Below are 12,867 nucleotides of genomic sequence, written 5' to 3'. Positions count from 1 at the left end.
CCACGGTTCCGCGCGATCAAACGCTGCAGAGAATGCCGCGCCGTGGATGCCGGAACAAGCCCGGCATGACGGAGGTACGTGAGTCGCGAGACTTCCGCCCAGCATGTTGCATTGCAGCACCCCCTCCGCTAACGAACACCCACTCGCTTGGACCCGGTGCAATTCCGGGTGGCTATTCCGGCCGCCGATCCGCCGGACAACGCAACGACGCCTTTATACCGAACCGCCCGCGCAATCGCCGCGGTTCTCGCGTCCTATGCGGATTTACATATGACATCACTTTCTCGTTACCGGGCCGAATGGTTCAGCGGCCCGACGGCTGCGCGCCGCGACGTTCTCGCCGGCATGGTCGGCACCTTCGCGCTGATCCCCGAGGTCATCGCCTTCTCGTTCGTCGCCGGCATCGATCCCGAAGTCGGCCTGTTCGCCTCGTTCGTGATCGGCATCGTCATCGCGTTCGCCGGCGGCCGCCCGGCGATGATCTCCGGCGCGGCAGGCTCCGTCGCGCTCGTTGCCGCCGCGCTCGTCCACGCATACGGCCTGCAATATCTGCTCGTCGCGACGATCCTCGCCGGCGCGCTCCAGATCGCCTTCGGGCTCGCCAAGCTCGACATCTTGATGCGGTTCGTCTCGAAATCGGTCCATGCCGGGTTCGTCAACGCGCTCGCGATCCTGATCTTCTCGGCGCAGGTGCCGCAGATGGTCGGCGTCAGCTGGCAGGCCTATGCGATGATCGCCGGCGGTCTCGCGATCATCTACCTAGTGCCCCGGATCTCCAGCGCGATCCCGTCGCCACTGATCTGCATCGTCGTCCTCACCGCGATTGCGATGTGGGCCCCGATGCCGCTGAAGACCGTCGGCGATCTCGGTCGCCTGCCGGATTCGCTCCCCTCGTTCGGGCTGCCCGACGTGCCCCTGACCTGGGACACGCTACGGATCGTCGCCCCCTATGCGTTCGCGATGGCCGCGGTCGGCCTGCTCGAATCGATGATGACCGCCAGCGTCGTCGACGAACTCACCGAGACCACCAGCTCGAAGGCGCGCGAATGCACCGGGCTCGGCCTCGCCAACATCGCCGCGGGCGCGTTCGGCGGGATCGCCGGGTGCGGGATGATCGGCCAGACCGTCGGCAACGTCCGCTATGGCGGCACCGGGCGGCTCTCGACGATGGTCGCAGGCGTGTTCCTGCTGATCGTCATGGTCCCACTCCGGCCGTGGGTCGCGCAGGTGCCGGTCGCGGCGCTGGTCGCGATCATGATCATGGTGTCGATCAGTACCTTCTCCTGGGGCTCGCTCCGCGATCTCGCGCGGCACCCCAAGATGTCGAGCGTGGTGATGGTCGCGACCGTCGTCGTCACCGTCGCGACTCACGATCTGTCGCTTGGCGTCGGCGTCGGCGTGCTGCTCAGCGGCGTATTCTTCGCGTGGAAGGTCACGCGGTTGATGGATGTCGCGATCGATCACGACGTGGCAAGCGACACGCGTATCTACCGGGTAAGCGGTCAGATATTCTTTGCCAGCGCCGATATCTTCGCCGATCGCTTCGACCTGCGCGAGACGGCCCGCGCCGTCCGCATCGACCTGACCAACGCCCATCTGTGGGACGTCACGGCGGTCGCCGCGCTCGAAGATGTCGTCGGCAAATTGCGCCGCCACGGCCGCGAGGTCGAGGTCATCGGCCTCAACGCGGCGAGTGCCACGCTGGTCGATCGCCATGCCCCGCTGATGATGGATCCGATCGGGGGCTAGTGCTCGATCTTTGGGGCGGGCGAGAAATACGATGCTGTACGCGCCGCCCCGACGCCCTACTTCGAGGGGGATGACGAAACTTCCAGATACCGGCCCCGTGTCGCTCACGCATCTCCAGCGGCTCGAGGCCGAGAGCATCCATATCCTGCGCGAGGTCGTGGCCGAGTGCGAGCGCCCGGTGATGCTCTACAGCGTCGGCAAGGATTCCGCGGTGATGCTGCATCTCGCGCGGAAAGCCTTCTATCCGTCGCCGCCGCCATTCCCGCTGCTGCATGTCGATACGACGTGGAAGTTCAAGGCGATGTACGACCTGCGCGACCGGATGGCGGCGGAGAGCGGCATGGAGTTGCTCGTCTACAAGAACCCCGAAGCCGAGGCGCGCGGGATCAACCCGTTCGACCACGGCGCCCTCCACACCGACATGTGGAAGACCGAGGGGCTCAAGCAGGCGCTCGATCTCCACGGCTTCGACGCGGCGTTCGGCGGCGCGCGGCGTGACGAGGAGAAGAGTCGCGCGAAGGAGCGCGTCTTCTCGTTCCGCGCGGCGCATCATCGCTGGGATCCTAAGAAGCAGCGCCCCGAGCTGTGGAACCTCTACAATGCGCGGAAAGCGAAGGGCGAGAGCATCCGCGTCTTCCCGATCTCCAACTGGACCGAACTCGATGTCTGGCAATATATCCAGCTCGAGGACATTCCGATCGTTCCGCTCTATTTCGCCGCGCCGCGCCCGACCGTCGAGCGCGACGGCATGCTGCTGATGGTCGACGACGATCGCTTTCGCCTGGAACCCGGCGAAGTCCCCGTTGAACGCTCCATCCGCTTCCGCACGCTAGGCTGCTACCCGCTGACGGGTGCGGTCGAGAGCGAGGCGGCGAGCCTGTCGGCGGTGATCCAGGAGATGCTGCTGACCACCACCAGCGAACGCCAGGGCCGCGCGATCGACCGCGATGCGGGCTCGGCGAGCATGGAGAAGAAGAAGCAGGAGGGCTATTTCTGATGGCTACGCGCACGCAGGAATCTGCCTACCAAGTGCAGGACATCATCGCCGAGGACATCGACGCCTATCTGCTCCAGCACCAGCACAAGAGCCTGTTGCGGTTCATCACCTGCGGGTCGGTGGACGACGGAAAGTCGACGCTTATCGGGCGCTTGCTGTACGATTCTAAGATGATCTTCGAGGATCAGCTCGCCGCGTTGGAGAGCGATTCGAAGAAGGTCGGCACGCAAGGCCAGGAGATCGACTTCGCCTTGCTGGTCGATGGCCTCGCCGCCGAGCGCGAGCAGGGGATCACGATCGACGTCGCCTATCGCTATTTCTCGACCGAGAAGCGCAAGTTCATCGTCGCGGATACGCCGGGGCATGAGCAATATACGCGCAACATGATCACCGGCGCGTCGACCGCCGATCTCGCGGTGATTTTGGTCGATGCGCGCAAGGGTATCCTCACCCAGACCAAGCGGCACAGCTATCTCGCGCATCTGATCGGCATCCGGCACCTCGTGCTCGCGGTGAACAAGATGGATCTCGTCGGCTACGACCAGGCGACCTACGACCGGATCGTCGCGGACTATGCGGCGTTTGCGGAGTCGATCGGGATCGCCGGCTTCACGCCGATGCCGATCTCGGGCTTCAAGGGCGACAACATCACCGCCGCCAGCGCGAACACGCCCTGGTATGACGGTCCGACGCTGATCGATCATCTCGACACGGTGACGCTCGACGTGAGCGAGGATCAGGCCGGCGCGTTCCGGATGCCCGTGCAGTGGGTGAACCGTCCGAACCTCGATTTCCGGGGCTTCTCCGGGCTGATCGCGAGCGGATCGATCGCGCCGGGTGATGCGGTGCGCATCCTGCCGGGCGGGCGTACCTCGACGATCGCTCGCGTGGTTGCGTTCGGCGGGGATCTGCCGCGCGCGGTCGCCGGGCAGTCGGTGACGCTGACGCTCGCGGACGAGATCGACTGCTCGCGCGGCGACGTCATCGTTGCCGCGGAGTCGCCGCCCGAGGCTGCTGATCAGTTCGAGGCGACCGTCGTGTGGATGGCAGACGAGGAGATGCTGCCGGGACGTCCCTATTGGCTGAAACTCGCCACGCAGACCGTGACGGCAACCATCCAGCAGCCGAAATACCAGATCAATGTCAACACGATGGAGCGGCTTGCTGCCAAGACGCTGGAACTGAATGCGATCGGGATCGCCAACCTCTCGACCGACCGACCGCTGGTATTCGAGCCCTATGCCGACAATCGCCAGCTCGGCGGGTTCATCCTGGTCGACAAGATCACCAACGCGACCGTCGCGGCGGGGATGCTGCACTTCTCCCTTCGGCGCGCGCAGAACGTGCATTGGCAGGCGACGGATGTCGGGCGTGAAGCGCACGCCGCGCTGAAAAACCAGAAGGCGGCGGTGCTGTGGTTCACGGGGCTGTCGGGTGCGGGCAAGTCCACGATCGCGAACCTCGTCGAGATGAAGCTCGCGCGGATGAACCGCCACACCTTCCTGCTCGACGGCGACAATGTCCGCCACGGGCTGAACCGCGATCTCGGCTTCACCGATGCCGATCGGGTCGAGAATATCCGACGCGTCGGCGAGGTCGCCAAGCTGATGACGGATGCCGGGCTGATCGTGATCACCGCGTTCATCTCGCCGTTCCGTGCGGAGCGCGAGATGGTGCGGCAGATGATGGCGCCGGGCGAGTTCATCGAGGTGCATATCGACACGCCGCTGGCGGAGGCCGAGCGGCGCGACGTGAAGGGGCTGTATGCCAAGGCGCGGGCGGGCAAGCTCGCCAACTTCACCGGGATCGACTCCCCCTATGAAGCGCCCGCGAACCCGGAGATCCGGATCGATACGACGGGCATGACTCCCGATGAGGCGGCGGATGCGATCGTCGCGATGTTGATCCCATGAGCGGGGCGATGACCGACGGCGAACTCGCCGCGCATCTGGCGGAGACGGCGGGGCGGTTGCTGCTCGAAGTGCGGCGGTCGGGCGTGTTCTCGCCGGGTGCGCTCGGCAAGGCGGGCGACGAGACCGCGAACGCGTTCCTCGTCCATGCGCTGCAGGATGCGCGGCCCGACGACGGGCTGTTGTCCGAGGAGCGCAAATGCGACGGGACGCGGACGGCGATGTCGCGCGTATGGATCGTCGATCCGGTCGACGGCACGCGCGAATATGGCGAGGCGCGCGACGATTGGGCCGTGCACGTCGCGCTCGCGATCGACGGCGTCGCGACGATCGGTGCGGTCGCGCTGCCGGGACTCGGCCTGGTCCTGCGCTCGGACCAGCCGGCCCCGGTACCGCCACCGGGCGATCCCTTGCGGATGGTCGTCAGCCGCACGCGGCCCGCGCCCGAGGCGGTCAAGGTCGCGGAAGTGCTAGGCGCGACGCTGATCCGGATGGGGTCGGCGGGCGCCAAGGCGATGGCGGTGGTCCGCGGCGAGGCCGACATCTACCTCCACTCAGGGGGCCAGTATGAATGGGATTCCGCCGCGCCGGTCGCGGTCGCGGCGGCGTTCGGGCTGCATTGCAGCCGGATCGACGGTTCGCCGTTGGTGTATAATTGTCGGGATGTCTACATGCCCGACCTGCTGATCTGCCCCATCGCGCTGCGCGACCGGGTGATGGCCGCGATGGTGGCGTAGACTTCCGATCCTCCCCCGCCAGGGGGAGGTGGCACCGAAGGTGACGGAGGGGGAGGACACGGAACAGAGGTTTCCCTTACCGCCCCCTCCGTCGCTGCGCGCCACCTCCCCCTGGCGGGGGAGGATCGCAACGGCACTCCTTACTGCTGTGGTTCGGCGTCGTTCTCCACCGGCACCTCGTCGCGCGTCACGCGCGCGGTCATCCCGGTCGCGTCCGCATCGTCGAGCATCTGCTCGTCCGGCGCGATCGGCTTCTCGCGCGGCGGTTCGACCACCGCCGGCGCAGGCGGTGCGGCTTCGACCGGTGCAGCCTCGACCGGGGCAGGGGCTGCCTCGGACTCGGTCACGCCGGTATCCTCGACCATGTTGGTATCCGTCGGCGGCTGCTCGGGCTCGGAGCTCGAACAGCCGGCTAGCGCCATCGCGGCAAGCAGACCGCCGGCGATGGCGGTACGGGTACGGGTGGACATCGTCATGGCGTTTCTCTCAGCGAGCGGCGATCGTCTGGCGTGCGGTGCGCGCCTCGATCTTGGAAGCGAGGATGCCGTCCCAGTCATAGGGATCGGCGCGGAAGTTCATCTGGCCGTTGCCGCTGGCAAACGCGGTCCAGTAGAGCAGGTAGACCGACACCGGCTTCACGAGACGCGCACGCACCGTGTCGCCCTTTGCCACCGCGGCGTCTACCGTCTCGGGCGTCCAAGCGGGATCGCCCTTGAGTAACAGGTCGGCAAGTTCGGCAGGCTTTTCAAGGCGTACGCAGCCATGGCTCGAAAGTCGACTGAAGCTGGCGAACTTCGCGCGGCTCGGCGTGTCGTGCAGGTACACCGAATAATCATTGGCAAAATCGAACTTGAACCGGCCGAGCGCACTCTGGTCGCCGGCCTGCTGCTGCAACCGCGTCCCGCCGATCACCTTGAAGCCGTTGCGCTTGAAGTAACCGGGGTTCGCGCGCTCCTTCGGCCACAATTCCTTCGTCGCGATCGAGGTCGGCACGTTCCAGGGCGGGTTGATGACGATGCTGTGGATCGTCGAGGAGAGCATCGGCGTCTCGTCGCCAGGCCGGCCGGTCACCGCGCGCATCGACTGCACCGGCGTATCACCGTCGAACACGGTGAGCACGGCCGCAGCGATGTTCACCTGGATACGGTCGCGCGGCAGGTCCTGTGGCAGCCAGCGCCAGCGCTCCATGTTCGCCATGATCTGGCGCACGCGATCGGTCGCCGACACGTTCAGCGCCGCCAGCGTCTGCGTCGAGACGATGCCGCTGGGGTTGAGCCCGTAGCGGCGCTGGGCGCGACGCACGGCGTCGAGCAGGCCGGCGTCGAATTTGTCGCCGCTGGTCGAGACGTCCTTGTCCTCGGCCGCGAGCCGCTTGCGGAGCGCGATCACCCGCGGGCCGGTCGCGCCGAGCGTGAAGTCCGGCCCCGAAGCGAGCGGCGCCCAGCCCCCCGCAGCGGCGATCGAACGGTAGTTCTGGAGCCCCTTGCGAAGGCCGTCATAGCCCGCATAGGGTGGTGGCAGCGATGCGAACCACGCCGCGATCCGGTCTTGCCGCACGGCATCGGCGAACGCGGGCGTCGGATCATATGCGGGCGGGCGCAGGCCCCAGTCCCGCTGGAAATCGGCCTCGCTGAGACGACCCGCATGGACCGCGCGCGCATGGTCGAGCGCGGCGCGGACGAGTTCGTCCTTGGTCGGCGCGGTGGTCGACGCGGTCGCGGCGGACTTGAGGCCCTGCGCGACGATGTCGCTGTTGAGCAGCTTGTCTAGCAACGTCGCCTGCGCATCGCTCAGCGGCGGCACGGTGATAACCGGCGGGGCCAGCATCGGCGCAGCCATCGGGCTGGCCGGGGCGACCGTCGGCGTCACCGGCGGGGGCGTAACCTGTTGTGCGGCCAGCGGCGTTGCCATGAGCAGCGGCATAGCGGTCGCCGTCGCGGCAACCGCGATCGCCGACCGGATCATACCGGCCTTCACTCGTCCATCATCCAAACCGCGCGCCATACTCATCCTGTCTAACCGTATCTCGTCGACGCTTTCGCACGACGTGGCTCTCCCTTAGCTGAACCGGAGTCGCTAAGCATCGCCAATCGGGCCGATTTCGTCGGTTCGGGCCTAAGCCGCGGATTTTTCCTGCCGGGCGAGCACCTCATACGCCATCACCGCGGTCGCGACCGCCGCATTGAGGCTGTCCGCCTTGCCGAGCATCGGAATCTTGACCAGCACGTCGCAGGCTTCGGCCATCTCGGGCGGCATGCCCTGCGCTTCGTTGCCGGTGAGCAGGAAGGTCGGGCCGGTGTAGGTGGCGGAGCGGTAGTCGGTGTCGGTATCGAGGCTGAGCCCGACCAGCTGGCCGGGGCCCGTGCGGAGCCACGCCTGAAAAGGCTCCCACTCCGTCTTCACCACAGGGATCGTGAACAACGCGCCCATGCTCGCGCGCACCGCCTCGACCGAGAAGGGGTCGACCGACTCGCCGATCAGGATCAGCCCGCCAGCGCCGACCGCATCGCCCGTGCGCAGGATCGTGCCGAGATTGCCGGGATCGCGCAGCCGTTCCGCGACCAGCCAGATGCCGGCGCTGTTGCGGTCGAGCTCTTCGAGTTTCGCATCGAACTCGTCGAACACGCCGACCACGGCTTGCGGGTTATCCTTCCCCGACAGCTTCGAAAGAATATCCGGCGTGGTCTGGATCGACTCGCCGCCCGCCTCCTCGACGTCCATCGACAAGGCGTGGACCAGCGGGTGGTTCGCGCTGGCCGCCGCATAGAACAAGGTGCGGGGCAGGCGGCCCGTCTCGCGCGCTTCGGTGAGGATGCGCAGGCCCTCCGCCAGGAACTGTCTGGCCGCACGCCGATGCCGTTTGTCGCGCAGGTCGCGGACATACTTGATCAGCGGGTTGGAAAAGGCGGTTATCTCGCGGGGCATTGTTGTCCTCCCCTCCCGTATGCGGGAGGGGCCGGGGGTGGGCTCCCGGCCTCAGCAAATGGTTCGATTATGGTGAGCGCGAGCCCACCCCCAACCCCTCCCGCCTGCGGGAGGGGAGCAGTCACGTCAATCCTCGCCGAACTTCGCCTCGACCAGTTCGGCAAGCGCGGCCACCGTATGCTCGGCGCCATCGCCGCGCGCGCTGATCGTGATCGCGTCGCCCATCGCCGCGCCGAGCATCATCAGCCCCATGATCGAGGTGCCGGTGACGTGATCCGACCCGTCCTTGGTCACGCGCACCTCGACACTATGCGTCGAGGCGAGCGTCACGAACTTGGCGCTGGCCCGCGCATGGAGCCCGCGGCGGTTGGTGATCTGGACGGTGCGCGAAACCTCGCTCACGCCGCAGCCTCGCCGAGAACCTCGGAGGCTACCGAAATATATTTGCGACCGGCTTCACGCGCGGCCGCGACGGCAGCGACGACGGTCATCGACTTGCGCGCCGACCCGAGCCGGATCAGCATCGGCAGGTTCATGCCCGCGATCACCTCGATCCGGCCGCGCTCCATCAGCGAGATGGCGAGATTGGAGGGGGTGCCGCCGAACAGGTCGGTCAGCACGATCACCCCGCGCCCGACATCGACCGCCTGGATCGCGGCGGCGATATCCGCGCGCCGTTCCTCCATGTCGTCGTCGGGACCGATCGCGATCGGCGCAACGCGCTCCTGCGGGCCGACGACGTGGATCATCGCGCGAACGAATTCTTCGGCCAATCGACCGTGCGTTACCAGGACAAGGCCGATCATGTCAGCGTTTCATACTCATAAGACGACCGGTGATCCTTCGAGCGCATCTTGTGGAGCGGCCCCCAGGTCGCGGTGTTCGATAGTGGGGGAAAATCCCGCGTCGCGCAACCGTCGCGCTACCCGGTCGGCGACGTGGACCGACCTGTGTCTCCCTCCGGTACACCCGAATGCAACCGTGACGTACGACTTGCCCTCCGCCCTGTAGCGCGGAAGCAACAGCATCAGTAGCTCCTCGATCCGACTCACTGCGGCTTCGTAGGCGGGATCGTCCATGATGTAGGCGGATACGTCGGCGTCCAGTCCGGTGCCGGGGCGCAGGTCGTGATCCCAGTGCGGATTGCGCAGGAACCGCATGTCGAACACGAGGTCGGCGTTGCGTGGCAGTCCGCGGGCGAACCCGAACGAGCGGATCGACAGCGTCGGCTCGCCCAGGCCATCGCCGGCAAAGCTCGCCCGGATCTGTTGCGCGAGCTCATTGGCGGCCATGTCGGTGGTGTCGATCAGCCGGTTCGCCCAGTCCCGCAAAGGGGCAAGCAGTTCGCGCTCGCGACCGATACCGTCGTTCGCCGGGCGATCCAGCGCCAGCGGATGCCGCCGCCGGGTCTCGGAATAGCGCCGCTCGAGTTCGGCCCCCGAGCAATCGAGGAACAGCATGCCGATCTCGAGCCCATGCCGATCGCGGAGATCGCGAATGCGGCTGACGATCCGCTCGGGATCGAAGTCGCGCGTTCGGGCACCGATGCCGATCGCGAGCGGCTGCGAATCGTCGGTCGATCCTTCGGGAAGCGGCGCGTCGAGCAGCCGGTCGAGCAGCAGCAAAGGCAGGTTGTCGACAACCTCCCAGCCGAGATCCTCCAGCGTCTTGAGAACGGTCGACTTGCCGGCACCCGACATGCCGGTGACGAGCAGGATCTCCTTGGGCCGGGTCATGGCAGACACGTCATTCTAAAGGCTCGATTCTAAAGGTTGGGGATTACGCAATGCGAGTTCGACCTTGATCGGGGCGGATGCTTCGAAGGGATCGACCGCGAACTGGCGGACGTCGATCCCGGCGATCTTCCGGGCACGACGTTCGGGCATCCGCTCGATCGTGCCGTCGACCCGGACGAGCAGGCCCACCGGAATGTCGTCGACGTGCGGCATGGCAAGGATGCCGATGCCGCGGACTTCGATTTGGCCGGCGATCGTCGTCGGCGCCCGTGCGAGCAAGGTTTTGCCCGAGCGTACCACCAAGGTCTGGTCGTCGCTGACGAGGATCGCGCCCCGGTCGATCAGGCGCAGTGCTAGGTCGGACTTGCCCGATCCCGACGCGCCCTCGATCAGCACGGCAAGCCCGTCGATCGCGACCGTCGTGGCGTGGAGCCGATCGGAGGAGGGGACACCCACGTGCGGTCCTTACAACGGCATGTCGGCGAGCGGTAGTCGCACGACGAAGCGTGCGCCATCGATCCGGTCCTCTCGCGATTCGACGAAGATCGCGCCCTGGTGCCCGTCGATGATGGTCCGCGCGATCGCGAGGCCCAGGCCCGAATGTTGGCCGAACGTCTCGCTGTCCGGGCGGACCGAGTGGAAACGCTTGAACACGTCCTCGCGCGCATCCTCGGGTACGCCGGGCCCTTCGTCCTCGACGCGGATGACGAGTTCGTCGCGGTCGGGGATCGCCGAAATCGCGATCAGGCCGCCATCGGGCGAGAAGGACAGCGCATTGTCGATCAAATTCTCGAACACCCGTTCGAGCCGCGCGCCTTCGCCCAGCACGATCGTGCGGTCGTCGGCATTCCGGTCGAATCGAAGCCGGATCCCACGCTCGACCCCGCGCGTGTCGCGCTGTGCGACCAGCCCGTCGATCATCGCGGCGATATCGACCGGCTCGAACTTGGCGCGGCTCAACTGGGCGTCGAGTCGCGAAGCCTCGGAGATATCGGACAACAACCGGTCCAGCCGCTGGACATCGTCGCGGACGATCGCGAGCAACTGCGCCTGGAGCGCGGGGTCCTTTACGCGCGACAGGCCCTCGACTGCGGACCGGAGCGAGGCGAGGGGATTCTTCATCTCGTGGGTCACATCGGCGGCGAACGCCTCGGTCGCATCGATCCGCGCCCTCAGCGCAAGGCTCATGTCCGACAGCGCCCGCGCGAGCATGCCGAGTTCGTCGCGGCGCGAGGGGAGGCGGGGCACCACGACTTCGCGCGCACGACCGAGGCGGACGCGCACCGCCGCCCGCGCGAGGCGGCGGAGCGGCCTGACGATCGTCCGTGCGAGGAACAGCGAGAGCAGGATCGAGACGATCGACACGACCAGCAGCACCATGCTGAGCCGGAACCGCTCGATCCGCACCGTCTTCGTGATGTCGCGCGCGTTCACCGTCGTCATCACGACCCCGCCGGCGCGAAGCGGCGCGGCGGCGGTGATGACCGGCGTGCGATCGGGCGCGCGCCAGACCGTCGTCGCAACCCGGCGTCGCGCCTGGGCTGTGGCGACGTCGGGCCAGCGCTGGCCCTCGTTGCGCTCGCGGTAGAGCGGGGGCCGTGGCGCCATCACGACGATATCGATCGCCGCGTCCAGGAACCGCGCGATGACCTGATCGCGGTCCTCCTTGTCGGGGTCCTGCAGGACGAAATTGCGCATCCCGAGCGTCCGGCTGTCGACGATCGTCGTGCCGCCGGCGTCGAACAAACGAATGCGCGATCCGGTGTCCGAGGCCAGCCTCAGTACCAGCGGGTTGCGCTGCGCAGGGTCGACCGACGAGATCGCCTCGCCGATCAGCCTCGCTTCGCGCGCGGTCTGGGCGACGCGGCTGTCGACGATCCGGCTGCGGTAGGAATCGAGATAGAAGAACCCGCCTGCGAGCAGCAGCAACGCGAAGATATTGACCGCCAGGATGCGTCGCGTGAGCGATATCTGTCCCGACCAGCGCAGCGTGAGATCGCGGCCGTCGTCGCCGAGCTCATTCCTCAGAAAATCGATACCCGGCACCATATAATGTCTCGATTGCGTCGAACGCGGGATCGACCTGCCTGAACTTGCGGCGGAGTCGCTTGATGTGGCTGTCGATGGTCCGGTCGTCGACGTAGATGTCGTCCTGATACGCCGCGTCCATCAACTGGTTGCGCGTCTTGACGATGCCGGGTCGTTGCGCAAGCGTTTCGAGGATCATGAACTCGGTGACCGTCAGCGTCACCGGCTCGCCGCCCCACAGCGTCCGATGTCGCGCCGGGTCCATGCTGAGCCGGCCGCGCGCGAGCGGTCCGGCGGCTTCCGCTTCGGTCTCGGTGCCCGGCGACTGCGCGAGTTCGGTCCGGCGCAGGATCGCGCGGATGCGGGCGATCAACAGCCGCTGCGAGAACGGCTTGGCGATATAGTCGTCCGCGCCCATCGCGAGCCCCAGCGCCTCGTCGAGCTCGTCGTCCTTGCTGGTGAGGAAGATCACCGGGATCTGGCTCTTCTCGCGCAGCCGGCGGAGCAGTTCGAGCCCATCCATGCGCGGCATCTTGATATCGAAGATCGCGAGGTCGGGCGGGTTGTCGGTCAGCGCCTTGAGCGCGGTTTCGCCGTCCGAATAGACGCGCGTGACGAAGCCCTCGGTCTGCAGCGCGATCGACACGGAGGTCAGGATGTTGCGGTCGTCGTCGACCAGCGCGATCGTTGCGGTCATTTCTGGGCCGTCATCTCTGGCTCGCTCGCCTCGGTCGTTGGCGTATCGGCCTAGGCCAATCCGCGCCGGCACTCAACTGGGGCCGTAT

At 66.8% G+C, this 12,867-nt stretch carries 13 protein-coding genes and 1 other annotated feature; of the genes, 4 read left to right on the top strand and 9 right to left on the bottom strand.

The genetic code is table 11. The features are described 5' to 3' along the window. Positions 1–146 precede the first annotated feature (146 nt). Positions 147–202 (top strand) — a sequence feature (sul1 is cis-regulatory element that is thought to sense ions involved in sulfur or methionine metabolism; They are found in Alphaproteobacteria). Positions 203–270: 68 nt separating this feature from the next. The 4 genes from NLI89_RS02690 to NLI89_RS02675 all read left to right on the top strand — a co-directional run bounded on the left by NLI89_RS02690 (position 271) and on the right by NLI89_RS02675 (position 5,393). After that, the gene (locus tag NLI89_RS02690) at positions 271–1,749 is read left to right on the top strand and encodes a SulP family inorganic anion transporter (protein WP_254685601.1); all 1,479 of its coding nucleotides are present in this window, start codon (positions 271–273) and stop codon (positions 1,747–1,749) included. 70 nt (positions 1,750–1,819) lie between these two features. Then, complete coding sequence (gene cysD / locus NLI89_RS02685; protein ID WP_254685600.1) at positions 1,820–2,746, top strand: sulfate adenylyltransferase subunit CysD; 927 nt, start codon at positions 1,820–1,822, stop codon at positions 2,744–2,746. Then, positions 2,746–4,659, top strand: coding sequence for a sulfate adenylyltransferase subunit CysN (cysN, locus tag NLI89_RS02680; RefSeq protein WP_254685599.1), 1,914 nt, complete (start codon positions 2,746–2,748; stop codon positions 4,657–4,659). Before cysD ends, cysN begins: the two co-directional genes overlap by 1 nt. Further along, a complete protein-coding gene (locus NLI89_RS02675) occupies positions 4,656–5,393 on the top strand; it encodes a 3'(2'),5'-bisphosphate nucleotidase CysQ (RefSeq protein ID WP_254685598.1) in 738 nt (245 codons plus the stop codon). Before cysN ends, NLI89_RS02675 begins: the two co-directional genes overlap by 4 nt. A 140-nt stretch (positions 5,394–5,533) precedes the next feature. On the opposite strand, the gene NLI89_RS02670 is transcribed toward NLI89_RS02675, so the two are convergent. The 9 genes from NLI89_RS02670 to NLI89_RS02630 all read right to left on the bottom strand — a co-directional run bounded on the left by NLI89_RS02670 (position 5,534) and on the right by NLI89_RS02630 (position 12,779). Further along, the gene (locus tag NLI89_RS02670) at positions 5,534–5,869 is read right to left on the bottom strand and encodes a hypothetical protein (RefSeq protein ID WP_254685597.1); all 336 of its coding nucleotides are present in this window, start codon (positions 5,867–5,869) and stop codon (positions 5,534–5,536) included. Between the two features lie 10 nt (positions 5,870–5,879). Further along, entirely contained in the window at positions 5,880–7,358 is a 1,479-nt protein-coding gene (locus NLI89_RS02665) for a L,D-transpeptidase family protein (RefSeq protein WP_439144466.1), read from the bottom strand. Between the two features lie 150 nt (positions 7,359–7,508). Beyond that, positions 7,509–8,318, bottom strand: a complete 810-nt coding sequence (locus NLI89_RS02660; RefSeq protein ID WP_254685596.1) for a TrmH family RNA methyltransferase — start codon at positions 8,316–8,318, stop codon at positions 7,509–7,511. A 126-nt stretch (positions 8,319–8,444) separates the two neighbouring features. Beyond that, positions 8,445–8,720, bottom strand: coding sequence for an HPr family phosphocarrier protein (locus NLI89_RS02655; protein ID WP_187504845.1), 276 nt, complete (start codon positions 8,718–8,720; stop codon positions 8,445–8,447). Then, the gene (locus NLI89_RS02650) at positions 8,717–9,124 is read right to left on the bottom strand and encodes a PTS sugar transporter subunit IIA (RefSeq protein WP_056058662.1); all 408 of its coding nucleotides are present in this window, start codon (positions 9,122–9,124) and stop codon (positions 8,717–8,719) included. Before NLI89_RS02650 ends, NLI89_RS02655 begins: the two co-directional genes overlap by 4 nt. Before the next feature lie 15 nt (positions 9,125–9,139). Next, the gene (gene rapZ, locus NLI89_RS02645) at positions 9,140–10,054 is read right to left on the bottom strand and encodes an RNase adapter RapZ (RefSeq protein ID WP_254685595.1); all 915 of its coding nucleotides are present in this window, start codon (positions 10,052–10,054) and stop codon (positions 9,140–9,142) included. Positions 10,055–10,069: 15 nt separating this feature from the next. Next, positions 10,070–10,510: an HPr kinase/phosphorylase gene (locus tag NLI89_RS02640; protein WP_254685594.1), complete on the bottom strand. Its 441-nt coding sequence runs from the start codon at positions 10,508–10,510 to the stop codon at positions 10,070–10,072. 9 nt (positions 10,511–10,519) lie between these two features. Then, a complete protein-coding gene (locus NLI89_RS02635) occupies positions 10,520–12,103 on the bottom strand; it encodes a sensor histidine kinase (protein ID WP_254685593.1) in 1,584 nt (527 codons plus the stop codon). Then, complete coding sequence (locus NLI89_RS02630) at positions 12,072–12,779, bottom strand: response regulator transcription factor (RefSeq protein ID WP_187504848.1); 708 nt, start codon at positions 12,777–12,779, stop codon at positions 12,072–12,074. The genes NLI89_RS02635 and NLI89_RS02630 overlap by 32 nt, the downstream gene beginning before the upstream one ends. Positions 12,780–12,867 lie beyond the last annotated feature (88 nt).

This window comes from Sphingomonas faeni, from assembly GCF_024273235.1.
GTDB classification, from domain to species: Bacteria; Pseudomonadota; Alphaproteobacteria; order Sphingomonadales; family Sphingomonadaceae; genus Sphingomonas; species Sphingomonas faeni_A.
The sequence above is the reverse complement of the archived record's forward strand: the minus strand, read 5'-3'. Positions and strand labels throughout refer to the sequence as shown.

Bases quoted from the DNA above. Each gene is read 5' to 3' on its own strand.
- NLI89_RS02690 (WP_254685601.1), top strand. From the start codon at position 271: ATGACATCACTTTCTCGTTACCGGGCCGAATGGTTCAGCGGCCCGACG.
- cysD (WP_254685600.1), top strand. From the start codon at position 1,820: ATGACGAAACTTCCAGATACCGGCCCCGTGTCGCTCACGCATCTCCAG.
- cysN (WP_254685599.1), top strand. From the start codon at position 2,746: ATGGCTACGCGCACGCAGGAATCTGCCTACCAAGTGCAGGACATCATC.
- NLI89_RS02675 (WP_254685598.1), top strand. From the start codon at position 4,656: ATGAGCGGGGCGATGACCGACGGCGAACTCGCCGCGCATCTGGCGGAG.
- NLI89_RS02670 (WP_254685597.1), bottom strand. From the start codon at position 5,869: ATGACGATGTCCACCCGTACCCGTACCGCCATCGCCGGCGGTCTGCTT.
- NLI89_RS02665 (WP_439144466.1), bottom strand. From the start codon at position 7,358: ATGATCCGGTCGGCGATCGCGGTTGCCGCGACGGCGACCGCTATGCCG.
- NLI89_RS02660 (WP_254685596.1), bottom strand. From the start codon at position 8,318: ATGCCCCGCGAGATAACCGCCTTTTCCAACCCGCTGATCAAGTATGTC.
- NLI89_RS02650 (WP_056058662.1), bottom strand. From the start codon at position 9,124: ATGATCGGCCTTGTCCTGGTAACGCACGGTCGATTGGCCGAAGAATTC.
- rapZ (WP_254685595.1), bottom strand. From the start codon at position 10,054: ATGACCCGGCCCAAGGAGATCCTGCTCGTCACCGGCATGTCGGGTGCC.
- NLI89_RS02635 (WP_254685593.1), bottom strand. From the start codon at position 12,103: ATGGTGCCGGGTATCGATTTTCTGAGGAATGAGCTCGGCGACGACGGC.
- NLI89_RS02630 (WP_187504848.1), bottom strand. From the start codon at position 12,779: ATGACCGCAACGATCGCGCTGGTCGACGACGACCGCAACATCCTGACC.